The sequence below is a fragment of the Enterobacter cloacae complex sp. SHL001 genome, from assembly GCF_049236825.1.
GTDB classification, from domain to species: Bacteria; Pseudomonadota; Gammaproteobacteria; order Enterobacterales; family Enterobacteriaceae; genus Enterobacter; species Enterobacter hormaechei_C.
Genome location: NZ_JBMKIP010000006.1, coordinates 193,383 through 215,972 on the forward strand (window position 1 = coordinate 193,383; position 22,590 = coordinate 215,972).

The 22,590-nt window shown below is 56.3% G+C and carries 21 protein-coding genes; 9 read left to right on the forward strand and 12 right to left on the reverse strand.

What is annotated here, in order from left to right; translation table 11 throughout:
• Positions 1 to 176 precede the first annotated feature (176 nt).
• Positions 177 to 509, forward strand: a complete 333-nt coding sequence (locus tag ACOTYH_RS17380; RefSeq protein WP_017383693.1) for a YceK/YidQ family lipoprotein — start codon at positions 177 to 179, stop codon at positions 507 to 509.
• Here ACOTYH_RS17380 and ACOTYH_RS17385 read toward each other — a convergent pair.
• The 8 genes from ACOTYH_RS17385 to ACOTYH_RS17420 all read right to left on the reverse strand — a co-directional run bounded on the left by ACOTYH_RS17385 (position 506) and on the right by ACOTYH_RS17420 (position 8,730).
• Positions 506 to 1,735, reverse strand: a complete 1,230-nt coding sequence (locus tag ACOTYH_RS17385) for a DUF3748 domain-containing protein (protein WP_421637844.1) — start codon at positions 1,733 to 1,735, stop codon at positions 506 to 508. The genes ACOTYH_RS17380 and ACOTYH_RS17385 overlap by 4 nt on opposite strands.
• Before the next feature lie 51 nt (positions 1,736 to 1,786).
• Positions 1,787 to 3,124: an MFS transporter gene (locus ACOTYH_RS17390; RefSeq protein ID WP_015570129.1), complete on the reverse strand. Its 1,338-nt coding sequence runs from the start codon at positions 3,122 to 3,124 to the stop codon at positions 1,787 to 1,789.
• A gap of 117 nt (positions 3,125 to 3,241) precedes the next feature.
• Positions 3,242 to 4,390 (reverse strand): galactonate dehydratase, encoded by a 1,149-nt coding sequence (gene dgoD / locus ACOTYH_RS17395; protein WP_017694024.1) that lies wholly within the window; start codon positions 4,388 to 4,390, stop codon positions 3,242 to 3,244.
• Entirely contained in the window at positions 4,387 to 5,004 is a 618-nt protein-coding gene (locus tag ACOTYH_RS17400) for a 2-dehydro-3-deoxy-6-phosphogalactonate aldolase (RefSeq protein ID WP_421637845.1), read from the reverse strand. The genes dgoD and ACOTYH_RS17400 overlap by 4 nt, the downstream gene beginning before the upstream one ends.
• Positions 4,988 to 5,866 carry a 2-dehydro-3-deoxygalactonokinase gene (locus tag ACOTYH_RS17405; RefSeq protein ID WP_077580191.1) on the reverse strand — a complete coding sequence of 293 codons (879 nt, stop codon included), beginning with the start codon at positions 5,864 to 5,866 and terminating at the stop codon, positions 4,988 to 4,990. The genes ACOTYH_RS17400 and ACOTYH_RS17405 overlap by 17 nt, the downstream gene beginning before the upstream one ends.
• Positions 5,863 to 6,552 (reverse strand): D-galactonate utilization transcriptional regulator DgoR, encoded by a 690-nt coding sequence (gene dgoR / locus ACOTYH_RS17410; RefSeq protein WP_003861109.1) that lies wholly within the window; start codon positions 6,550 to 6,552, stop codon positions 5,863 to 5,865. Before dgoR ends, ACOTYH_RS17405 begins: the two co-directional genes overlap by 4 nt.
• A gap of 226 nt (positions 6,553 to 6,778) precedes the next feature.
• Positions 6,779 to 7,591: a sugar-phosphatase gene (gene yidA, locus ACOTYH_RS17415; RefSeq protein ID WP_023295661.1), complete on the reverse strand. Its 813-nt coding sequence runs from the start codon at positions 7,589 to 7,591 to the stop codon at positions 6,779 to 6,781.
• Between the two features lie 113 nt (positions 7,592 to 7,704).
• Entirely contained in the window at positions 7,705 to 8,730 is a 1,026-nt protein-coding gene (locus ACOTYH_RS17420; protein ID WP_421637846.1) for a zinc-dependent alcohol dehydrogenase family protein, read from the reverse strand.
• Positions 8,731 to 8,843: 113 nt separating this feature from the next.
• On the opposite strand from ACOTYH_RS17420, the gene ACOTYH_RS17425 reads away from it, so the two are divergent.
• Positions 8,844 to 9,779: a LysR family transcriptional regulator gene (locus ACOTYH_RS17425; protein WP_421637847.1), complete on the forward strand. Its 936-nt coding sequence runs from the start codon at positions 8,844 to 8,846 to the stop codon at positions 9,777 to 9,779.
• Positions 9,780 to 9,812: 33 nt separating this feature from the next.
• Here ACOTYH_RS17425 and gyrB read toward each other — a convergent pair whose 3' ends face one another.
• Genes gyrB through dnaA form a run of 4 tightly spaced genes read right to left on the reverse strand, consistent with a single transcriptional unit; the run spans position 9,813 to position 15,825 of the window.
• Complete coding sequence (gene gyrB / locus ACOTYH_RS17430; RefSeq protein ID WP_006808766.1) at positions 9,813 to 12,224, reverse strand: DNA topoisomerase (ATP-hydrolyzing) subunit B; 2,412 nt, start codon at positions 12,222 to 12,224, stop codon at positions 9,813 to 9,815.
• A gap of 28 nt (positions 12,225 to 12,252) precedes the next feature.
• On the reverse strand, positions 12,253 to 13,326 hold the full coding sequence (gene recF, locus ACOTYH_RS17435; RefSeq protein WP_000060091.1) for a DNA replication/repair protein RecF: 1,074 nt from the start codon (positions 13,324 to 13,326) through the stop codon (positions 12,253 to 12,255).
• Positions 13,326 to 14,426 carry a DNA polymerase III subunit beta gene (dnaN, locus tag ACOTYH_RS17440; protein WP_015570134.1) on the reverse strand — a complete coding sequence of 367 codons (1,101 nt, stop codon included), beginning with the start codon at positions 14,424 to 14,426 and terminating at the stop codon, positions 13,326 to 13,328. The genes recF and dnaN overlap by 1 nt, the downstream gene beginning before the upstream one ends.
• Positions 14,427 to 14,430: 4 nt before the next feature.
• Entirely contained in the window at positions 14,431 to 15,825 is a 1,395-nt protein-coding gene (gene dnaA / locus ACOTYH_RS17445; protein WP_017383700.1) for a chromosomal replication initiator protein DnaA, read from the reverse strand.
• A 638-nt stretch (positions 15,826 to 16,463) separates the two neighbouring features.
• On the opposite strand from dnaA, the gene rpmH reads away from it, so the two are divergent.
• The 7 genes from rpmH (at position 16,464) to yidZ (ending at position 22,511) form a co-directional block, all read left to right on the forward strand.
• A complete protein-coding gene (gene rpmH, locus ACOTYH_RS17450) occupies positions 16,464 to 16,604 on the forward strand; it encodes a 50S ribosomal protein L34 (RefSeq protein ID WP_000831330.1) in 141 nt (46 codons plus the stop codon).
• Positions 16,605 to 16,620: 16 nt separating this feature from the next.
• Positions 16,621 to 16,980, forward strand: coding sequence for a ribonuclease P protein component (rnpA, locus tag ACOTYH_RS17455; RefSeq protein ID WP_006808764.1), 360 nt, complete (start codon positions 16,621 to 16,623; stop codon positions 16,978 to 16,980).
• On the forward strand, positions 16,944 to 17,201 hold the full coding sequence (gene yidD / locus ACOTYH_RS17460) for a membrane protein insertion efficiency factor YidD (protein ID WP_001307474.1): 258 nt from the start codon (positions 16,944 to 16,946) through the stop codon (positions 17,199 to 17,201). Before rnpA ends, yidD begins: the two co-directional genes overlap by 37 nt.
• Before the next feature lie 2 nt (positions 17,202 to 17,203).
• Positions 17,204 to 18,847: a membrane protein insertase YidC gene (gene yidC, locus ACOTYH_RS17465; RefSeq protein WP_003861138.1), complete on the forward strand. Its 1,644-nt coding sequence runs from the start codon at positions 17,204 to 17,206 to the stop codon at positions 18,845 to 18,847.
• Between the two features lie 72 nt (positions 18,848 to 18,919).
• The gene (mnmE, locus tag ACOTYH_RS17470) at positions 18,920 to 20,284 is read left to right on the forward strand and encodes a tRNA uridine-5-carboxymethylaminomethyl(34) synthesis GTPase MnmE (RefSeq protein WP_015570136.1); all 1,365 of its coding nucleotides are present in this window, start codon (positions 18,920 to 18,922) and stop codon (positions 20,282 to 20,284) included.
• Positions 20,285 to 20,395: 111 nt separating this feature from the next.
• Positions 20,396 to 21,571, forward strand: coding sequence for an MFS transporter (locus tag ACOTYH_RS17475; protein ID WP_015570137.1), 1,176 nt, complete (start codon positions 20,396 to 20,398; stop codon positions 21,569 to 21,571).
• Positions 21,540 to 22,511 carry an HTH-type transcriptional regulator YidZ gene (gene yidZ / locus ACOTYH_RS17480; RefSeq protein ID WP_017383702.1) on the forward strand — a complete coding sequence of 324 codons (972 nt, stop codon included), beginning with the start codon at positions 21,540 to 21,542 and terminating at the stop codon, positions 22,509 to 22,511. The genes ACOTYH_RS17475 and yidZ overlap by 32 nt, the downstream gene beginning before the upstream one ends.
• Positions 22,512 to 22,590 lie beyond the last annotated feature (79 nt).

A 22,590-nucleotide genomic window follows, 5' to 3' on the forward strand; every position in this document is an offset into this window, starting at 1 on the left:
TTGATGTGAGATTTTTTTGCACTTTGCTGGTTGTCGCATAGACTCAGGGGCACAGCACAAAGGGTTAAATTGCGATGACGACCACAGTGCGGGAGTTTTGAGCTATCCATTTTGGACGCGCCTCGCTATAACCCTGAGTTGCAGGTCAATGCCGTGCTACTAAAGATGACTGAGTGATGATGAGAAATGTTCTGATTAAGCTGGCGTCGTTCAGCGGGGTTGTTTTACTTTGCGGGTGTTCGAGCGTGATGTCGCACACCGGCGGTAAAGAAGGAACATATCCGGGGACGCGCGCCAGTGCCGCAATGATCTCTGATGATGAGACAAACTGGGGTACCAAATCTCTGGCGATTCTTGATATGCCGTTTACGGCGGTTGCCGATACGCTTCTGCTGCCGTGGGATATGTTCCGCACCGACAGCTCAGTGCGTTCGCGCGTTGAGAAAAGCGAGCAGGAAAAGCTGGCGACCAATTCCGTCATCCCGCCCGCAGAGATGCCTCCACGCTAATTCTGTGCGGTTTCCGTTAGCCACAGCTGGCGGAAACCGTCCTTCTCTTCCATCCATGCAATAAATCGTCCGTCCGGGGAAAACACCACAGCGTCAGCAGACGGCGGATTGCCGTGATCGGACGTCAAAAACGTCACCTCTCCGGTCTGCGCATCGCAGCAGGCAATACGGCCTGCAAGCACAAATCCCAGCCCGTTGCCGGAAGGATGCCAGTTAAAGGCCGACTGAATATCACGCTCAGTGTGGGTCAGCTGACGCGGCTCGCCGCCCTCAGGGGAGATAAGCCACAGCTGCACAACGCCGTTATCGTCCCGCATTAAAAACGCAATCTGCGTCCCCTGCGGATTGCTGCGCACCCAGTGGCGCGGCACGTTCACCAGCCCCGGATACGCCTTCTGATGGGTGAAGGTTAAGCGACGTTGTGTTACGCCCGCAGGCGGCGCGGGCATTGTATCAGGCGTTCCCTGCAACGGCGCATCGCCCGCCCGTTTCCAGCCCTGCTCGTCTTTGGGGAGATCGACAATAAACAGTTCGGGCACTTTCTCGCCTTTCGCAGACACCGTATCGCCGATAAACGCCAGCCTGTCGTTGCCCACCCAGCCCTCTTCATAGGCGCGGTTTACCTCATCGCTGCCCGGTTTCGGGTTCGGCGTTGTACGGCTTACCAGTACGCTCCAGAAGGTGCCGGCATATTCCCGCGGATGGTTCCCCTGTGGGTTTACTGGGCCAAAAGGCGCCGCCACCCCGACGTTACGCAAATCCAGCTGCGGATCGCGCGCGTGCAGCACATGGTCGTTGTAGGTAAAGCTGACGAACTGCCCGTTCGGGCTAAAAACGTGGACGTGGCTGCCGCCACGCAGCGCGCCTGCGGTGTAAGGCGCGGTGATATCCATCGCATCAAGATTGCTCACCTGACCATTGTGCGCAATCACCCCCTGACGATGGTGAAAATCATACTGCCAGTCTGCATCCGGGTTTTTCGGGCCGTGGATAAAAACATATTTGTCCTGCGCCGGATGAACGGTTACCACGCCGACATGCGCGCCGTCAGTCGCACGGTAGATCGCCTCAACCTCGCCCGTACTAACATTGACCCGCTCAATGGTTTCACCGGTAAACGACGCGCCGGACGGGCGGACATCATAGACAAGCCACTGGCTGTCTGGCGTCCAGGTGTTGATGTTGGTGAGCTGGTGGTTGCGGGAAGCGGAGGTGATTTGTTTCATGAAAATACCCTGATGCGCGGTTATCGCATCAGGGTAAAACATCCGAAGGGATTAGCCTACTCGTTTAACGTCGCCGACCAGCAGGATGTAGGAGAGCGCCCCGATCAGCGCCACGGCAGAGATATACACCAGAGCCGGACCAAAGCCGTAGTCCTGCGCAAGGTAACCGATGACCAGCGGTACGGTGATCCCGCCCAGGCCGCCAACGAAGTTAAACACGCCACCAGTCAGGCCGATCAGACGCATCGGCGCCAGGGACGACACCAGCGACCAGGTGATGGAGGCAAAACCGTTTCCGAAGAACGCTACCGCCATCAGGGTCATGATCCACACAGGATCGTTGGTGTAGTTCGCTCCCATGATGCAGGTAGAGATCAGCAGTCCGCAGATAATCGGCGTTTTACGCGCAACGCCCAGCGAGAAACCTTTTTTCACCAGCTTATCCGCCAGCCAGCCCGAGAGCAGGACGCCGAAAAACGCCGCAAGGAAGGGTACGGTGGTCATAAAGCCTGCCTTCAGCGCGGTAATACCTTTTTCCTGGGTCAGATAGTTCGGGAACCAGGTGAGGAAGAACCACAGCGTGGAGGTCACCGCGAACTGTCCCAGATACACGCCCACCAGCTTACGGTGGAAGACCAGCTTCCAGTCCGCTCTGGTCAGCGGCTGGCGCGCCTCTTTTTTCACGGGCGCATCGCCATCCACCAGGCCACCGCCGTCGCGGATGTAGTCCAGTTCGGCTTTGGTGATGCTTTTGGTCAGGCGCGGCGGCTGATAAACCTTAAACCATATGAGCGACCAGATAATGCCGATCCCGCCGGTGACGATAAACACCCAGTGCCAGCTCAGCAGCTCCTGGATCCAGATTAACAGCGGCGTCAGAAACGCCAGACCAACAAACTGCCCGGAGGTGTAAAAACCAACAGCGGAAGCGCGTTCGTGTTCCGGGAACCAGCTGGTCACCATGCGGTTGTTGGTCGGAAACGCCGGCGCTTCAAACACCCCGGTGATGGCGCGCAGGCCAATCAGCGACATCAGCCCGGTCGCGAAGCCCTGGAACAGGGTCGCCACGGACCAGCCAAAAATAGCGATAAAGTAGGTCAGACGTGAACCCACGCGGTCAAGGAACCAGCCACCGGGGATCTGACAGAGCGTATATAGCCAGGCAAACGCCGAGAAGACGTAGCCCATTTCCGCTTTGGTGATGCCAAACTCTTCCTGAATATGAGCCGATGCCACGGCAAGGTTGGCGCGGTCGACATAACAGATGACCACGGTAATAAAGATCATGATCAGCGTCAGGTAACGACGACGCCCGGTTTTTGCAGCAGTAACTGGAATATCCATCGCAATCTGTCTCCAGATTTTGGGCATAGCGAAGCCGCTCACCATGCCCTGTAATTTACAGAGGGTTATATTTTTTCTATGTACGTTTTTTTTGCCCGGTGGCGCTTCGCTTGCCGGGCCTACGAGAGAGTAGGCCGGATAAGCGTAGCGCCATCCGGCGATTTACCACTCGGCTACGGAACCGTCTTCAAGACGCCACAGTGGGTTACGCCAGTCCGGCGCACTTTTACTCAGCTCAATGACTTTGGCTTCGTCGATCTCCACGCCAAGGCCCGGCTTCGTTAACGGTTTAAAGAAACCACCTTCCATGCTGAAGTCTTCTTTGTTTTTCACAAAGTCGAGCAGCTCCGCGCCCTTGTTATAGTGAATGCCCATGCTTTGTTCCTGGAACACCGCATTGCGGGAGACGAAGTCGACGTGCAGGCAGGCCGCCAGCGCAATCGGCCCAAGCGGACAGTGCGGCGCCAGCGCCACATCGTAGGCTTCTGCCATTCCGGCAATTTTGTAGCATTCGGTGATGCCGCCCGCGTGGGAGAGGTCCGGTTGCAGGATCGCAATGCCGCCCGCCTCCAGCACGCGTTTAAACTCGAAGCGCGAGAACATGCGTTCCCCAGCCGCGATGGGAATGTGCGTCTGTTCAGCCAGTTTCGGATAGTATTCCGCCTGCTCGGCCAGCACCGGCTCTTCGATAAACAGCGGGCGATACGGCTCCAGCTCTTTAATCAGCACTTTGGCCATTGGCGCGCTGACGCGGCCGTGGAAATCCAGACCAAACTCAATCTCGTTGCCGAAGGCTTCACGGATTTGCGCCACGGTATTCACCGCCCGGTCTACCGCGCGCGAGTTGTCGATAACGCCCATTTCTTCGCAGCCGTTGAGTTTGAAGGTGTCAAAACCGATGTTGCGCAGTTGCCGGATACCGTCGATCACTTCCGCAGGGCGGTCACCGCCCACCCAGCTGTAGGCTTTGATTTTGTCGCGCACCAGGCCGCCCATTAATTGCCAGACCGGGGCATTCAGCACTTTGCCTTTGATATCCCACAGCGCCTGATCAATACCGGCGATGGCGCTCATCAGAATCGGCCCCCCGCGGTAGAAGCCCGCCCGGTACATGACCTGCCACAGGTCGTTGATGCGCGCCGGATCCTGGCCAATCAGGTATTCGCCCAGCTCGTGAACCGCGGCTTCAACGGTGCGCGCACGGCCTTCAATCACCGGCTCGCCCCAGCCAACCACGCCTTCGTCGGTTTCGATTTTCAGGAACATCCAACGCGGGGGTAAACGGTACGTGGTGAGTTTGGTTATTTTCATTGCACTGCCTCTCGATACGCTTTCACAAATGCTGCCGCCTGCTGTGCGGTACGCTCAACGGGCTGACCGGCACGATAGAGATCGCTGCCCAGCCCCGCGCCCACACAGCCCGCGCTCATCCACTGGCCCAGGTTTTCCGGCGTGACGCCGCCCACGGCAAAGACCGGCACGCTGGCGGGTAAGACCGCTTTCAGCGCTTTGATGTAATCCGGACCAAAGGCCGACGACGGGAAAATTTTGAGAGACTGTGCGCCCGCATCGAGGGCGGCAAAGGCTTCTGTGGCCGTGGCGCAACCCGGGCAGACGGTCATGCCGTAATCCACCGCCCGGCGGATCACCTCGGGGTTGATATTCGGTGTGACGATAAGCTTGCAGCCCATCTTCGCCAGTTCATCCACCTGCTCCGGCTGTAATACGGTGCCAGCGCCAATCAGCGCCTTCTCACCAAACGCCTTCACAATTGCCGGAATGCTTTTTTCCCACTCCGGGGAGTTGAGCGGGATTTCCACTGCGTCGAACCCGGCGTCGATCACCGCGCCAACGTGCGCTAAGGCCTCACCGGGCGTGATACCGCGCAAAATCGCGATCAGGGGAAGTTCAGTTTGCCACTGCATGAGCGATGCTCCTTATGCCTGCCTGAAATGCCGTGTCGCCTTCCACCGCAGCAACATCCCGTCCGATAGCGTGGAACGCCTGGCGGTAACGAGACGTCAGCGATGAACCCGCGACGAGCGTGATGGCCTGCTGCCCGGCGAACGCGTCGCTCAGAGTGGCGACTTCTGCGCCAATCAGCAGGCCGGACAGAAATTCGCTGACCTGTTCGCGCGGAAGATTTCCCAGCACGTGCGAGGCGCGAACCTCAAAAAGTTGCGGCAAAACGGCAGGGGATGCGATCCCGCGCTCAAGCCCGGCGGCAAACGCTTCCGGCGAAGGGGTCTGCTCCGGCAAACCGGCCCCCACCAGCGAATGCTTAAGCAGCAAGTGGTGCAGTTCGCCGGTCATCACGGTGCGGAAATCATGAATTTGCTCAGCATCCGCCTGGACCCATTTGCAGTGCGTCCCGGGCATGACGTAGACAGAAGAAGGAGAAAGGTTGCGCGCCCCGAGCAGCTGCGTCTCTTCGCCGCGCATCACATTATGGTTATCGTCGCGAGAGACGCATAAACCGGGAATAATCCAGACATTGTCGCCAACGGACGTTAACTGCTCGCCAACGGCGGTGAAATGCACCGGAACTGACAGGTAAGGCGCGACCTTCCACCCCACGTTACTGCCGACCATTCCGGCCATCACCACTGGCGTAGTACCGTCGCGCCAGTTTTGTGTCACTTCTGCTAGCACCGCTGCGGGGGATTTACCGTTCAGGCGCGTCACACCTGCTTCTGATTGCCTGCTTTCCAGGCACTGCTCACCCTGGTAGAGCCAGGCGCGCAGATTGGTCGATCCCCAGTCAATTGCGATGTAGCGTGATGTCATGTGATTTCCTTCAGCCTTCGTGTCGAGCTGGCGATCATGGTCAGCGCCGCCTGCTCTGCCGCATCGCCGTCCTGATGCCGTATCGCATCGAACAGCGCTTTATGTTCCTGAAGCGTTTTCGGCATGTTGGCCTCATCGCCCATCCAGGTACGTTCAAATACTGCTCGCTGTAGCGAGCTGATCGCCACGCTAAGCTGCTGTAAAACCGGGTTATGCACCGACTGCAATACCGCTTCGTGGTAACGAATGTCCGCTTCGTTGAACGCCTCCCGATTCTGGTTATTGGCGATCATGTCGTTTAAAGCCGACTCAATCTGTGCCAGGTCACCTGACGTTGCGCGCTCTGCCGCCCAGCGGGCGATGGCCGGTTCCACCAGATTTCGGACTTCGCTCATCGCGCCGATGAGCCGTGGGTCGTAGTCGTTTTCCAGCACCCATTGCAGAACATCGGTATCGAGGTAGTTCCACTGGTTACGCGGCGCCACAAACGCGCCGCGATAGCGCTTCATTTCAATCAGCCGCTTCGCCATCAGTGAGCGGAACACTTCCCGAATGATGTTGCGCGAGGTTTCAAACTCCTCGCACAGTTCCGCCTCTGCTGGCAGCGGCGAACCGGGAACGTATTTGCCACCCACAATCTGAGTGCCCAGCGTGATGACAATGCGATCGGTTTTATTGAGTGTCATGGAGAGTCCTTGTGCTCTGTAAGTCCATCACTACTTTACCGCGACCGCTGAATTTCGCCTCACTTTTGCAGTACAAACGTGAGGCCTTTCGTCTTTGCCGTGGTGACAATGTAGTACAATCAGTTAATGTTGTACTACAATCCAGATCACAAAAAGAACAATTTGATAAATTCAGGGCCAAAAAAAGCCCCGGTTAATAACCGGGGCTAATCTTTCAAAGCACTTGTTACGACAGAACGAATTTCTCGATCGCCCAGGCAACGCCGTCTTCCAGGTTAGATTTAGTCACGAAGTTCGCCACTTCTTTTACCGACGGGATGGCGTTATCCATCGCCACGCCCATGCCCGCATATTCGATCATCGCAATATCGTTTTCCTGGTCGCCCAGCGCCATGATCTCCTCAGGCTTGATGCCCAGCGCATCGGCAAGCGATTTGACGCCCGTGCCTTTATTGACGCGTTTATCAAGGATTTCGAGGAAGTACGGCGCACTTTTCAGCACGGTGTATTTCTCTTTTACCTCAGCCGGAATGCGTGAGATGGCTTTGTCGAGAACCGCAGGTTCATCAATCATCATCACTTTCAGGAACTGGGTCGCCGGGTCCATTTTCTCCGCTTCGCAGAACACCAGTGGAATGGTTGCAACGTAGGACTCGTGCACCGTGTAGTAGCTGATATCGCGGTTGGCGGTGTAAAGCGTATTGCGATCGAGCGCGTGGAAGTGAGAGCCCACGTCGCGGGAGAGTTTTTCCAGGAAACGGTAGTCATCATAGCTCAGTGCAGTTTGCGCCACCGTGCTGCCATCGGCTGCCTTTTGCACCAGCGCGCCGTTATAGGTGATGCAGTAATCGCCAGGCTGGTTCATGTGCAGCTCTTTCAGGTAACTGTGCACCCCGGCATACGGGCGTCCGGTGGTGAGCACCACGTTCACGCCTTTTTCGCGTGCGGCGGCGATCGCATTTTTAACGGCAGGAGAGATAGTGTGGTCTGGCAGCAGCAGCGTGCCGTCCATATCGATTGCAATGAGTTTGATAGCCATGAGGTCCCCGGGATAAATGAGTGCTACCTCATGCTAACGCGATTAAGCACACAAAAATAGAGCTACCTTGCGCAACAAAAAGCCCCTTTTACGTTTATCCCGGGAACGCGAACTCACTCGCGGGTGAGAACGATTTTGCCAAACGCACCGCGATCCAGATGTTCAAGCGCCTGTTCCAGCTCGTCAAAGCGGTAGCGATGCTCAATCACCGGTTTTAACTCCGTGATATCAACAGCACGGACAAAATCTTCCAGCGCCCGGCGATGTCCAACCCCAATCCCCTGAATGACGGGAGATTTCAGCAACAGCTCGCTTGCAGGCAGAGAAATTTCTGTCCCGGCCAGCACGCCAATGACCGATATCCGCCCATGAACGGCAACGGCGCGCAGGGAATGTCTCAGGTTCTCCCCACCCACCGTTTCGATAATATGGTCGATGCCGCGATCCTGCGTCAGTGCCAGCGTATTTTCAGCCCAGTCGCCTTTCAGTCGGTTGATGCCCTGGCTGGCCCCCAGTTTTTTGGCCTGCGCCAGTTTTTCATTGCTTCCCGAAGTGACAAACACCTCTGCGCCGCGCGCTTTTGCGATTTGCAAAGCAAAGAGCGCCACGCCGCCCGTGCCCTGTACCAGCACCGATTGCCCGGCGCGCAGCTGACCACGTTCCACCAGCGCAAACCAGGCGGTGAGCCCCGCGCAAGGAAGCGTGCTGGCCTCAGCGTCATCCAGGCTTTCCGGGGACGCCACCAGCGCGTTTTCACTCACAATCACATATTCGGCCAGCATGCCCTGGAAGTATCCACCGGACGTTTTATAGGGCAAATCGCGCGCGTCTGCCTGCGGCTTGCCGTCGATCCATTCCGGGAAGAAGGTTGAGATGACGCGTGCGCCGGGCTTGAAACGCGTAACGCCTTCGCCGATGCTGTCCACCACGCCTGCCATGTCAGATGCTGGGGTAAACGGGAAGGAAAGCGGAATCGGCATCGTGCCTTCAATCACCATTTTATCCCGGTAGTTGAGCGCAACGGCATTAACCCTTACGCGAACCTCCCCCGGGCCTGGCTGTGGAACAGGCTCCTGAACGAGCCTGAGGCTTTCACGACCAAGGGCATCCATTGACCAGCGTTGCATTGTTTCAGTCATTTTTTTCTCCTGTCATCAGATGATTTTCAGTTCTGACAGTCTACCGTTGACTCAGCGTCGCCAGTGGCGATAAGTTTTCCCTTCATTGATGACCAAATTGACACAATCCGTCCATGACCGATACGCTGAAAGATATTCCCGTTTTCGTTGCCTCCGTTGAGGCAGGAAGTTTTGCCCAGGCCGCCGTCCGTCTGCATTTGTCGCGCTCGGCGGTAGGAAAAAGCATTGCTCGTCTTGAAGAGAGGCTGGGGGTTCGTCTGTTTCATCGGACCACCCGCAGTCAGAGGCTGACCGATAACGGCGCGCTTTTTTATGAACGCTGCCTGCGCGCGCTGGAGGAGATCCGTGGCGCTGAATCGCAGCTTGAAACCGGAAAACATCAGGTCAACGGTCGGCTGCGTGTTGCCGTGCCGGTGCTGTTTGGTCGCCAGTGTATCGCCCCGCTGCTAATAGAGCTGGCGCAGGAGCATCCCGGGCTTGAGCTTGAAATGTCCTTCAGCGACCGCGTCGTGGATCTCGTGGAAGAAGGGTTTGATATGGCGGTGCGCAATGGCGCTCTGGCTGACAGCAGCGTGCTGGTCGCCAGAAGGCTGGGGGAGCACCGGATGGTTCTGTGTGCCGCGCCGGATTATCTGCTTAAGAATGGCCAGCCGCAAACCGTTGATGATTTACGCCAGCATACGGCCATTAACTACACACGTGCGGGCAGAGTCCTACCCTGGCAGCTGATGGATTACGATGGCACGTCGCGCACGTTTATTCCCCGCTCATCGCTCAATATGGATGATTTGCAGGCGATCTGCGACGCGGCGCTGGCCGGCCACGGCCTTGCATGGTTACCCTGCTGGATGGTCATTAAAGAAATTCAGCAGGGAGATCTTGTCCCGCTCTTAAAGCAGGCCCCGGATGTACGCTTCGACGTTCATGCCGTCTGGCAGCAGACGCCACACCTGCCGCTAAGGGTAAGAATTGCCATAGATATGCTGGTCATACGTTTACCGGCAGTGATGTCGCTGGAGTTTCCTGCGTCCATAAAAAAGCCGCGCTGAAGCGCGGCCAGTTATGCTGTCGTAAAGCGACGATTAAATATCGATATTCGCCGCCTTCAGGGCGTTCTCTTCGATGAAGGCGCGACGTGGTTCAACCGCATCGCCCATCAGGGTCGTGAACAGCTGATCCGCTGCGATTGCGTCTTTAACGGTGACGCGCAACATGCGACGGCTTTCCGGATCCATGGTGGTTTCCCACAGCTGATCCGGGTTCATTTCGCCCAGGCCTTTATAACGCTGAATAGAGAGACCACGACGGGACTCTTTTACCAGCCACTCCAGCGCCTGTTCGAAGCTGGCTACCGGCTGACGACGTTCGCCACGTTCGATAAACGCATCGTCTTCGATCAGACCGCGCAGCTTCTCGCCGAGGGTGCAGATACGGCGGTATTCCGGACCGGTCACAAATTCGTGCTCCAGCGGGTAGTCGGTATCGACGCCGTGGGTACGCACGCGGACGATCGGCTCGAACTGCTGCTCAGCGTTCTGCTGGACGTCGAACTTCCACTGGCTGCCATGCTGCTCTTTCTCGTTCAGCTCGCTCACCAGGGTGTTCACCCAGCGGGTGACGGTCTGCTCGTTGCTCAGATCGGCTTCGGTCAGGGTCGGCTGGTAAATCAGCTCTTTCAGCAGCGCTTTCGGATAGCGACGCTCCATACGGCCAATCATTTTCTGCGTGGCGTTGAACTCGGAGACCAGACGCTCCAGCGGCTCACCGGCCAGCGCTGGCGCGCTGGAATTTGCGTGCAGGGTCGCACCATCAAGGGCGATCGCGATTTGGTACTGATCCATCGCGTCGTCATCTTTAATGTACTGTTCCTGCTTGCCTTTCTTCACTTTGTACAGTGGCGGCTGGGCAATGTAGACGTGGCCGCGCTCAACGATTTCCGGCATCTGACGATAGAAGAAGGTCAACAGCAGCGTACGAATGTGCGAGCCGTCGACGTCCGCATCGGTCATGATGATGATGCTGTGATAGCGCAGTTTGTCCGGGTTGTACTCGTCGCGACCAATGCCGCAGCCGAGCGCGGTGATGAGCGTCGCCACTTCCTGAGAAGAGAGCATCTTGTCGAAGCGCGCTTTCTCAACGTTAAGGATTTTACCCTTCAGCGGCAGAATCGCCTGGTTCTTGCGGTTACGGCCCTGCTTCGCAGAACCGCCCGCGGAGTCCCCTTCCACAAGGTACAGTTCAGACAGCGCCGGGTCGCGTTCCTGACAGTCAGCCAGTTTGCCCGGCAGGCCTGCCAGGTCCAGCGCGCCTTTACGACGGGTCATTTCACGCGCTTTACGCGCCGCTTCACGGGCACGCGCCGCATCGATAATTTTACCCACCACGATTTTCGCGTCGGACGGGTTTTCCAGCAGGTATTCGCTCAGCAGTTCGTTCATCTGCTGTTCAACCGCCGATTTCACCTCAGAAGAGACCAGCTTGTCTTTGGTCTGTGAGGAGAACTTCGGATCCGGCACCTTCACGGAGACCACGGCAATCAGGCCTTCACGTGCATCGTCACCGGTGGCGCTGACTTTCGCTTTTTTGCTGTAGCCTTCTTTGTCCATGTAGGCGTTCAGGGTTCGGGTCATCGCCGCGCGGAAGCCCGCCAGGTGCGTACCGCCATCGCGTTGTGGAATGTTGTTGGTGAAGCAGTAGATGTTTTCCTGGAAACCGTCGTTCCACTGCAAGGCCACTTCCACGCCGATACCGTCTTTTTCAGTAGAGAAGTAGAAGATATTCGGGTGAATTGGCGTTTTGTTCTTGTTCAGATACTCAACGAACGCCTTGATACCACCTTCGTAATGGAAGTGGTCTTCTTTGTTGTCGCGTTTGTCGCGCAGACGAATCGACACGCCGGAGTTCAGGAACGACAGTTCACGCAGGCGTTTCGCCAGAATGTCGTACTCGAATTCGGTGACGTTGGTGAAGGTTTCGAGGCTCGGCCAGAAACGCACCATGGTACCGGTTTTATCGGTATCACCCGTGACGGCCAACGGAGCGTCAGGCACGCCGTGCTGATAGATCTGACGGTGAATTTTGCCTTCGCGCTGGATAACCAGCTCCAGCTTTTGCGACAGGGCATTTACTACGGATACGCCTACGCCGTGCAGACCGCCGGAAACTTTATAGGAGTTATCATCGAACTTACCGCCTGCGTGCAGAACGGTCATGATGACTTCCGCAGCAGATACGCCCTCTTCCGGGTGAATACCGGTTGGGATACCACGACCGTCATCGGTAACGGACACGGAGTTGTCCGCATGGATCGTGACCACGATGTCTTTACAGTGACCCGCGAGCGCTTCGTCGATAGCGTTATCTACCACCTCGAATACCATGTGGTGCAGACCGGTGCCGTCATCCGTGTCGCCGATATACATACCCGGGCGCTTACGCACCGCATCCAGCCCTTTCAGGACTTTGATACTGGAGGAGTCATAAGAATTCGACATCAACGTTTCTCGCTCATTTCAACTTGGGTTAATCCGTTATTTTACCCTTTTCCACGGTAAACATCTTCGAATTTTCGTCCGACATGTCTATAACGTGTTCAGCGCTAATGGCGCTGACGAAAACCTGCGACTGCGTGGCTTTTAAGCGGCTGGCAAGCAGCCCGCGCCGCGCGTCGTCAAGTTCCGAGGCAAAATCATCTATCAGGTACAGGCAGCGTCGCCCGCTCTCTCGAGTGAGGAACTCCCCCTGCGCCAGGCGCAGCGCGCACATCAGGAGCTTCAGCTGCCCGCGCGACAGCGTGTCTTCCACCGGCGCACCGTCGGCACGAATGCGGAAATCCGCCTTGTGCGGGCCGTGCGCGGTGTAGGTCAACATGCGATCGCGCTCGAAGCTTCTCTCTAACACCTCGGCATAATCCGTCTCTTTTTCCCAGCCACGCTGGAAAGAGAAGGTGAGAGAGAACTCGGGTAAAAACTGTTTGCAGGTGTCGGCCATGTCTTCGGCGATACCTGCGCTGTATTCGGCACGCCAGCGGCTGATTTGTTCCGCAAGAGGGATGAGTTCCATGTCCCACGGACGCAGCTGAGCGTAGCGCGTGACCTGGCGCAATGCGGCGTTACGCTGTTTAAGCAGACGCTTCAGGTTGCTCCAGGCGTTAAAGAAACCGGCTTCATTGTGAAAGCATCCCCAGTCGAGGAACGCTCTTCTGTATTTGGGGCCGCCGTTGAGTAAAGTAAACCCCTCGGGCGTAATCAGCTGCATCGGCATCAGCAGCGCCAGCTCCGCCACTTTGTGGCCATCGGTGCCGTCGATGCGCACCTTGCTGTCGCCCTGCTTGTCTTTGGTCAGGCCGATGGCGGTTTCCCGCTCTGCGCCCTGCAAACGCCCGTGCAGAACAAAAGATTCCTGCTCGTGGCGAATCACGCGACCAATCTGCAAACTGCGAAACGCCCGGCCGTGGCCGAGCGTATAGATGGCTTCCAGCACGCTGGTTTTGCCGCTGCCGTTCGCGCCAACCAGGAAGTTAAAGCCAGGGGATAAAGCGAGATCCGCGCTTTCGATATTGCGAAAGTCGCGGATCAACAGACGGGTGAGCGACATTACAGTCTCATTGGCATGACAACATAAGCAGCCGACTGTGATGCGGCATCTTCAATCTGTACGCTCGAAACGGAGTCAGTCAGCAGGATGCGAACGTTCTCGCATTTCAGTGCATTCAGCACATCCAGCACATAGCTGACGTTGAAGCCGATTTCCATCTCAGCCCCGGCGTAGGTGACGTCCAGAATCTCTTCTGCCTCTTCCTGCTCCGGGTTGTTGGCGGTGATTTTGATCTGGTTTTCACTCACGTACAGACGTACGCCGCGGAATTTCTCGTTGGAGAGAATAGCGGCACGCGCGAACGCCTGCTTGAGGATGTCGCAACCCGCCTCCAGCGTTTTATCCGGGTTCTTCGGCAATACGCGGCGATAATCCGGGAAACGACCGTCTACCAGCTTCGATGTGAAGACAAAATCGCCCACGTGGGCACGAATATTGTTGCTGCCGATCTGCACGCGCAGCGGCGTTTCACCGCCGTCGAGCATACGCATCAGTTCAATTACGCCTTTACGCGGTACGATCACCGAATGGTTTGGCAGTGAATCGCCAATCGGCATGGAACAAACCGCCAGACGGTGACCGTCGGTCGCCACGGTACGCAGCTCTTCACCTTCGGTTTCGAACAGCATGCCGTTTAAGTAGTAACGAACGTCCTGATGCGCCATGGAGAACTGCGTGGCTTCAATCAGACGCTTCATCGTCGCCTGCGGCAGGGTAAATTCAACTTCGCTCTGCCAGTCATCCAGGTTCGGGAAATCCGCAGCGGGCAGCGTGGAGAGGGAGAAACGGCTGCGGCCAGAGCGCACCAGCATGCGGTCGCCCTCCAGCTGCACGGCGATTTCAGCGCCTTCCGGCAGCCCACGGCAAATATCAAAGAATTTACGTGCCGGAACCGTGGTCGCGCCCGCGTCGTGCGGCTGAGTCAGCGTAACGCGCGCGATCATTTCCATTTCCAGATCTGTGCCGGTCAGCGACAGCGTACCGTCCGCGACCTGAAGCAGCAGGTTTCCAAGAATAGGCAGCGTAGGGCGGCCGCCTAATGGGCCACTCACCTGTTGCAGCGGTTTTAATAAATGTTCACGTTCAACGGTAAATTTCATAGCGTCACGATGATAATGTTCTGATTAAATTGGAAAAATCTTCTTTTATGTCGTGGCTTTCTTCGCGTAACTGCTCGATCTTGCGACAGGCGTGCAGCACGGTCGTATGGTCACGGCCACCAAACGCATCACCGATTTCCGGCAGGCTGTGGTTGGTTAGCTCTTTTGCCAGCGCCATCGCCATCTGACGCGGACGCGCCACCGAGCGGGAACGACGTTTAGACAGTAAATCTGCCACTTTGATCTTGTAGTACTCAGCCACCGTCTTCTGAATATTGTCGATAGTGACCAGTTTTTCCTGCAAAGCCAATAAATCGCGCAGCGCTTCACGCACAAAATCGATGGTGATCGCCCGACCGGTGAAGTTGGCGTTGGCGATAACGCGGTTCAGCGCCCCTTCCAGCTCACGCACGTTGGAACGCAGGCGCTTGGCAATGAAGAACGCCACTTCACCCGGCAGGCGAATGTCGTTCTCGTCGGCTTTTTTCATCAGGATCGCGACGCGGGTTTCCAGCTCCGGCGGCTCGATCGCCACGGTCAGGCCCCAGCCGAAGCGGGATTTGAGACGATCTTCAACGCCGTTGATCTCTTTTGGATAACGATCCGAGGTCAGAATGATCTGCTGATTGCCTTCCAGCAGGGCGTTAAAGGTATGGAAAAACTCTTCCTGCGATCGTTCTTTATTGGCAAAGAACTGAATGTCATCGATCAGCAGCGCATCAACGGAACGGTAGTAGCGTTTAAACTCTTCGATCGCATTGTTTTGCAGGGCTTTTACCATGTCCTGAACGAAGCGTTCGGAGTGCATATACACCACTTTGGCATTGGGCTTACGCGCCATAATGCCGTTGCCCACCGCATGCAGCAGGTGCGTTTTACCGAGACCCGTGCCGCCATACAGGAACAGCGGGTTGTAAGCGCCACCGGGGTTATCGGCAACCTGACGAGCCGCCGCACGTGCCAGCTGGTTCGACTTACCTTCAACGAAGTTATCGAACGTGTGTTTCACGTTAACGTTAGAGCGGTAGGTAGGCTCAGCGGGGGCCGGAACGTTATCCCAGCCCTGACGAACCGGTGCAACGCGAGGCGCTGGAGCGGGCGCCGCCTGTGCAGGGGCTGCCACATTGACAACTTCACGAACGGTTTGGGTGACCGGCTTTGTGCCCACTTCAAAACGCAGCTGTGGGGCATCTGACCCGCAGAAATCGTTCAGCAGTCCATTGATGTTATTAAGGTATTTATCCCTTACCCAATCGAGCACGAAACGGTTTGGCGCATACAAAGCCAGCGTGTTATCGCTCAGTTCCGCCTGCAACGGGCGGATCCACATACTGAATTCTGTGGCTGGTAACTCATCCTGCAATCGGGCAAGACACTGCTGCCAAAGCGAAAGTGACACGGCGGACTCCACTCGAACAATAAAAGAAAACTATTGAATATTCATGATTGTTGGCGCACATCGACATGACCCCATCAGGGTGATGTGCGAACCGCTATCTGCGGTTATACACGCTATCGTTGATACAACCTGAACGATGTTGTGTTTATGCCCGACCAGGATCGCTGGATCCCGATCGGGACCGCGGATCATAGCCTAAACTGAGCCAGAGATCTTCTGTTTCTCACAGATTCTTCCCGATTTATCCACAGGAAGATCCGGAATCGGGTAAGTGTAAACGATCCTGACGCGAGTGCCTCGCGATTTAGGCCGCATATTGGAAAATTTAATGAGCACAGACAATTTTTGGCTTAAATGATCTAACGAAGATCCGGGACGATCCTTGCGCTTTATCGTTGAGCCCGTATAATCCTCGACCCGGCGCGTGATGCTCATCTTCCTGCGTCGTCCGCTGCTCATTTTCCACGCGAAAACGTGAGGAAATACACAGGGATTTAAGGAAAGAGAATTGACTCCGGAGTGTACAATTATTACAATCCGGCCTCTTTAATCACCCACGGCTTCGGCGTCCGTCATTCGAAACTCGGTCGGGCATCCGCAAAAGTCATGAATTTTTTCAAGTTTAGGTAGAAATCGCCATGAAACGCACTTTTCAACCGTCTGTACTGAAGCGCAACCGTTCTCACGGCTTCCGTGCTCGTATGGCTACTAAAAATGGTCGTCAGGTTCTGGCACGTCGTCGTGCTAAAGGCCGCGCTCGTCTGACCGTTTCCAAGTAATAAAGCTAACCCCTGAGTGGTTAAGCTCGCATTTCCCAGGGAGTTACGTTTGTTAACTCCCACTCATTTCACTTTCGTCTTCCAGCAGCCATTACGGGCTGGCACGCCGCAAATCACCATCCTCGGCCGCCAAAATTCGCTGGGGCATCCCCGCATCGGTCTCACAGTCGCCAAGAAAAACGTTAAGCGTGCGCATGAACGCAACCGGATTAAACGTCTGACGCGTGAAAGCTTCCGTTTACGTCAGCACGAACTGCCTTCAATGGATTTCGTGGTGGTGGCTAAAAAAGGGGTTGCCGACCTCGATAACCGTGCTCTCTCGGAAGCGTTGGAAAAATTATGGCGCCGCCACTGTCGCCTGGCTCGCGGGTCCTGATAGCCCTCATTCGGGTCTATCAACGCCTGATTAGTCCGCTACTCGGGCCACACTGCCGTTTCACGCCAACATGCTCAAGCTACGGAATTGAGGCATTGCGCAGGTTTGGAGTGATAAAAGGCAGTTGGTTGACGGTGAAACGCGTATTAAAATGCCACCCTTTACACCCAGGTGGAGACGACCCCGTCCCTCCAGGACCTTTTGATACCAGAGAACACTAACGATGGATTCGCAACGCAATCTTCTTATCATCGCTTTGTTGTTCGTGTCTTTCATGATCTGGCAGGCATGGGAGCAGGATAAAAATCCTCAACCCCAGCAGCAGACCACGCAGACCACGACCACCGCAGCGGGTAGCGCCGCCGACCAGGGCGTACCGGCCAGTGGCCAGGGGAAACAGATTACGGTTAAGACCGATGTGCTTGAGCTGACTATCAACACCCGTGGTGGTGATGTTGAGCAGGCGCTGCTGTTGACCTACCCGAAAGAGCTGAAGTCTACCGAACCGTTCCAGTTACTGGAAACTACGCCTGAATTTATCTACCAGGCGCAGAGCGGCCTGACCGGTCGTGATGGCCCGGATAACCCGGCTAACGGTGCGCGTCCACTGTATAACGTCGAGAATGACACGTTTGTGCTGGCTGATGGTCAGAACGAACTGGTTATCCCGATGACCTACACCGACGCGGCAGGCAACACCTTCACCAAAACCTTCACCCTGAAACGCGGTGAGTATGCGGTGAACGTGGGCTACAGCGTACAGAACGCCGGTGCGAAACCACTGGAAATCTCTACCTTTGGTCAGTTGAAGCAGTCCATCAATCTGCCGTCTCACCGTGACACCGGAAGCAGCAACTTTGCGCTGCATACCTTCCGTGGCGCGGCTTACTCCACGCCAGATACCAAGTACGAGAAATACAAATTCGACACCATTGCCGATAACGAAAACCTGAACGTCAGCTCTAAAGGCGGTTGGGTCGCAATGCTGCAACAGTATTTCGCGACGGCGTGGGTACCGAATAACGACGGTACGAACAACTTCTACACCGCGAACCTCGGCAACGGTATTGCAGCCATCGGCTACAAATCTCAGCCGGTTCTGGTGCAGCCGGGTCAAACCGGTAAACTGGCAAGCACCCTGTGGGTCGGCCCGGAAATCCAGGACAAAATGGCTGCCGTTGCGCCGCACCTGGATCTGACCGTCGATTACGGTTGGTTGTGGTTCATCTCTCAGCCGCTGTTTAAGCTGCTGAAGTTCATCCACAGCTTCCTGGGTAACTGGGGCTTCTCCATCATCGTTATCACCTTTATCGTTCGTGGCATCATGTACCCGCTGACTAAAGCGCAGTACACCTCCATGGCGAAGATGCGTATGCTACAGCCGAAGATTCAGGCTATGCGTGAGCGTCTGGGCGATGACAAACAGCGTCAGAGCCAGGAGATGATGGCCCTGTATAAAGCAGAGAAAGTGAACCCACTGGGTGGTTGCTTCCCGCTGCTGATTCAGATGCCAATCTTCCTTGCGCTGTACTACATGCTGATGGGTTCCGTTGAGCTGCGCCACGCGCCGTTCGCTCTGTGGATCCATGACCTGTCCGCACAGGACCCGTACTACATCCTGCCGATCCTGATGGGCGTGACGATGTTCTTCATTCAGAAGATGTCTCCGACCACCGTGACCGACCCGATGCAGCAGAAGATCATGACCTTTATGCCGGTCATCTTCACCGTGTTCTTCCTGTGGTTCCCGTCAGGTCTGGTGCTGTACTATATCGTCAGCAACCTGGTGACCATCATCCAGCAGCAGCTGATTTACCGTGGTCTGGAAAAACGTGGTCTGCATAGCCGCGAAAAGAAAAAGTCCTGATTCGGTAACTTAACGCTAAAATAAGGGCGGTCGATTGACCGCCTTTTTTATTTGTATTGAACGAGAGCAACCATGAGCCATAACGACACTATCGTCGCCCAGGCAACCCCACCGGGACGCGGTGGTGTAGGCATTCTGCGCATCTCCGGCCTGAAGGCGCGTGAGGTGGCCGAAGCGGTGCTGGGTAAACTGCCAAAGCCGCGCTACGCTGATTATCTGCCGTTTAAGGATGCCGACGGCACACCGCTGGACCAGGGCATCGCGCTGTGGTTCCCCGGCCCAAACTCCTTCACCGGCGAAGATGTGCTGGAGCTTCAGGGTCACGGCGGCCCGGTGATCCTCGACCTGCTGTTAAAACGTATTCTGACCCTGCCTGGCCTGCGCATTGCAAAGCCGGGTGAGTTCTCCGAGCGTGCTTTCCTCAACGATAAGCTCGACCTGGCGCAGGCCGAGGCGATTGCCGACCTGATCGACGCCAGTTCCGAACAGGCAGCCCGCTCCGCGCTGAACTCGTTGCAGGGAGCATTTTCCGCACGCGTGAATCACCTTGTGGAAGCACTTACTCACCTGCGAATCTATGTCGAAGCGGCTATCGACTTCCCGGACGAGGAGATCGACTTCCTCTCAGACGGTAAAATTGAAGCTCAGCTCAACCAGGTGATGAACGATCTCGATGCCGTTCGCGCCGAAGCGCGCCAGGGCAGCCTGCTACGTGAAGGAATGAAGGTGGTGATTGCTGGTCGCCCCAATGCCGGAAAATCGAGCCTGCTGAACGCCCTGGCGGGCCGTGAAGCGGCGATCGTGACCGACATAGCCGGCACCACCCGCGATGTCCTGCGCGAGCATATCCATATCGACGGCATGCCGCTGCACATCATCGACACCGCTGGCCTGCGCGATGCGAGCGATGAAGTCGAGCGTATCGGTATCGAACGCGCCTGGCAGGAGATCGAGCAGGCCGACCGCGTGCTGTTTATGGTGGACGGCACGACAACCGACGCCGTTGACCCGGCTGAAATCTGGCCAGACTTTATCGCCCGTCTCCCGGCTAAACTGCCGATCACCGTGGTGCGCAACAAGGCCGACGTTACCGGCGAAACGCTGGGCATCAGCGATGTGAATGGTCACTCACTTATTCGCCTGTCGGCCCGTACCGGTGAAGGCGTGGAAGCCCTGCGTAGCCATCTCAAACAGAGCATGGGCTTCGACACCAGTATGGAGGGCGGCTTCCTGGCACGTCGTCGTCACTTGCAGGCGCTGGAAGAGGCGGCTCGCCACCTTGAGCAGGGTAAAGCCCAGCTGATCGGCGCGTGGGCCGGTGAACTGCTGGCGGAAGAGCTGCGTCTGGCGCAGCAGAACCTGAGCGAGATCACCGGGGAGTTTACGTCGGACGATCTGCTGGGACGGATTTTCTCGAGCTTCTGCATTGGTAAGTAATTCCCATTAATACAGGGTGATTTCCTCCAGGGAAATCACCATTGTCCAAATGGCAACTCGCTTAATCCCTCCACGCCCCCTATCCTGCTTGCCTGCATCTATGGGGGATTTATGGCTCGTTTTCTGTTCTGTAGTTTTGCGCTGGTTCTGCTGTATCCGTCCGGCATTGATATGTATCTGGTGGGACTACCGCATATTGCCCGCGATCTGGGCGCCAGCGAGGCGCAGCTGCACATCGCGTTTTCGGCCTACCTCGCGGGAATGGCGTCGTCGATGGTATTTGCCGGGAAAATCGCGGATAAAGCAGGCCGTCAGCCCGTCGCCATTACGGGTGCAGTTATCTTTGCGCTGGCATCAGTACTGTCTTCAGTAGCTCAGGAAAGCACAATGTTCCTGTCAGGCCGTTTTATCCAGGGCATTGGCGCGGGTGGCTGTTACGTGGTGGCGTTTGCTATTCTTCGCGATACCTTAAGCGCCCAGCGCCGCGCTAAAGTGCTGTCGATGCTGAACGGCATTACCTGCATCATCCCGGTGCTGGCACCGGTTGTAGGCTACCTGATTATGCTTAAATTTCCGTGGCAGAGTCTTTTCTGGACCATGGCCGCAATGGGCGCCATCGTCTTTATCCTGTCCGTGACGGTGCTGAAAGAGACCCATCCCGGTTCGCAACAGCCATATCACACCGCAACCCTCCATCCGGCTGAAAAGCTGATGAATCGCTTTTTCCTGAGTCGGCTGACAATCACCACGCTTAGCGTGGCGGTGATCCTCACCTATGTAAACGTTTCCCCGGTGTTGCTGATGGAGACGATGGGCTTCGATCGCGGTGAGTATTCGACGGTGATGGCGCTAACCGCGATGGTGAGCATGGCGGTTTCATTCTCCACGCCCTTTGCGCTCAACATCTTCCGCCAGCGCACGCTGATGCTCACCTCACAGACGCTGTTCCTCGCCGCAGGCGTGATCCTGGCGACCGCCACCTCACACGCTGTAATGCTGGTGGGCATTACTCTGATCTGCGCCGGATTCTCCGTCGGCTTTGGTGTGGCGATGAGTCAGGCACTTGGCCCGTTTTCATTGCGGGCAGGCGTGGCAAGCTCGGTGCTGGGCATTGCGCAGGTCTGCGGTTCGTCACTATGGATTTGGCTGGCGGCGGTGATCGGCCTTAACGCGCTGAATATGCTGATCGGGGTTCTGATTGGCTGTAGCATACTCTGCATTACCTTACTTATGGTCATCCAGCCCGCGGCGCACTATGAAGAAGCCCATCAGCAGTCTCGATCTTAATCTTTTACTTTGCCTGCAACTTTTGTTGCAGGAGCGCAGCGTCACCAAAGCCGCGAAGCGGATGAACGTGACGCCGTCCGCGGTGAGTAAATCGCTGGCGAAGCTGCGCGACTGGTTCGACGATCCGCTGTTTGTGAAAACGCCTTTAGGGCTATTGCCCACACCGCTGACGGTGAGTCTGGAACAGGATTTGGCCGACTGGATGCAGATTGGCAACCAGATCCTCGATAAATTCCACCATAGCTCTCCTGGCGGGCTTAAGTTTGTGCTCGCCGCCGAAACACCGCTGATGCTGATCCGCTTTAATACCCTGCTGGAGCAGGTGAATGAACGCTACCCACAGGCGACGGTGAAGCTGCGCCAATGGGATTACGATTCGCTGGACGCCATTACGCGCGGAGAAGTGGATCTAGGCTTCACCGGGCGTGAAACGCACCCTCGCTCGCGCGAACTGCTAAAGCTGATGCCGTGGTTTATCGACTACGAAATCCTGTTCAGTGACCGTCCGTGCGTGTATTTGCGCGAGGATCATCCCGCGCTCCAGGAAGCGTGGGATCTGGAGACGTTTCTGCGCTACCCGCATATCAGCATCTTCTGGGAACGCAGCGACACCTGGGCGCTCGATGAGGTGCTAAGAGAGATGGGTCGGGAGCGTAACATCGCCATGAGTTTGCCCGGTTTTGAACAGTCGATGTTTATGGCGGCCCAGCCGGATCACAACTACATTGCCACTGCGCCGCACTACTGCCATCACTACAATCAACTCCACCAGCGTAATCTGGTCTGTCTGCCCATTCCCATCGATGAGGCGCAGGCAGAAAAGCTCACCGTCCCCTTCACGCTGATCTGGCATAAACGGAACAGCCATAATCCGAAAATCCTCTGGCTGCGCGAGACGATCAAAGCGCTGTATACCGCACCAGGTCAGGTTTTTGCCTAAGATAATGTAAAGTTCGGTGCTCAGGCTTCTCTTATTTCCATTTACTGATTAAAACAGAAGCTGAGTTAAGCGATAATCA

Bases quoted from the DNA above. Each gene is read 5' to 3' on its own strand.
- yidA (WP_023295661.1), bottom strand. From the start codon at position 7,591: ATGGCTATCAAACTCATTGCAATCGATATGGACGGCACGCTGCTGCTG.
- ACOTYH_RS17475 (WP_015570137.1), top strand. From the start codon at position 20,396: ATGGCTCGTTTTCTGTTCTGTAGTTTTGCGCTGGTTCTGCTGTATCCG.
- gyrB (WP_006808766.1), bottom strand. From the start codon at position 12,224: ATGTCGAATTCTTATGACTCCTCCAGTATCAAAGTCCTGAAAGGGCTG.
- ACOTYH_RS17405 (WP_077580191.1), bottom strand. From the start codon at position 5,866: ATGACATCACGCTACATCGCAATTGACTGGGGATCGACCAATCTGCGC.
- ACOTYH_RS17385 (WP_421637844.1), bottom strand. From the start codon at position 1,735: ATGAAACAAATCACCTCCGCTTCCCGCAACCACCAGCTCACCAACATC.
- ACOTYH_RS17400 (WP_421637845.1), bottom strand. From the start codon at position 5,004: ATGCAGTGGCAAACTGAACTTCCCCTGATCGCGATTTTGCGCGGTATC.
- dnaN (WP_015570134.1), bottom strand. From the start codon at position 14,426: ATGAAATTTACCGTTGAACGTGAACATTTATTAAAACCGCTGCAACAG.
- rpmH (WP_000831330.1), top strand. From the start codon at position 16,464: ATGAAACGCACTTTTCAACCGTCTGTACTGAAGCGCAACCGTTCTCAC.
- ACOTYH_RS17420 (WP_421637846.1), bottom strand. From the start codon at position 8,730: ATGACTGAAACAATGCAACGCTGGTCAATGGATGCCCTTGGTCGTGAA.
- dgoR (WP_003861109.1), bottom strand. From the start codon at position 6,552: ATGACACTCAATAAAACCGATCGCATTGTCATCACGCTGGGCACTCAG.
- ACOTYH_RS17425 (WP_421637847.1), top strand. From the start codon at position 8,844: ATGACCGATACGCTGAAAGATATTCCCGTTTTCGTTGCCTCCGTTGAG.
- mnmE (WP_015570136.1), top strand. From the start codon at position 18,920: ATGAGCCATAACGACACTATCGTCGCCCAGGCAACCCCACCGGGACGC.
- ACOTYH_RS17380 (WP_017383693.1), top strand. From the start codon at position 177: ATGATGAGAAATGTTCTGATTAAGCTGGCGTCGTTCAGCGGGGTTGTT.
- yidZ (WP_017383702.1), top strand. From the start codon at position 21,540: ATGAAGAAGCCCATCAGCAGTCTCGATCTTAATCTTTTACTTTGCCTG.
- yidC (WP_003861138.1), top strand. From the start codon at position 17,204: ATGGATTCGCAACGCAATCTTCTTATCATCGCTTTGTTGTTCGTGTCT.
- ACOTYH_RS17390 (WP_015570129.1), bottom strand. From the start codon at position 3,124: ATGGTGAGCGGCTTCGCTATGCCCAAAATCTGGAGACAGATTGCGATG.
- dgoD (WP_017694024.1), bottom strand. From the start codon at position 4,390: ATGAAAATAACCAAACTCACCACGTACCGTTTACCCCCGCGTTGGATG.
- recF (WP_000060091.1), bottom strand. From the start codon at position 13,326: ATGTCGCTCACCCGTCTGTTGATCCGCGACTTTCGCAATATCGAAAGC.
- yidD (WP_001307474.1), top strand. From the start codon at position 16,944: ATGGCGCCGCCACTGTCGCCTGGCTCGCGGGTCCTGATAGCCCTCATT.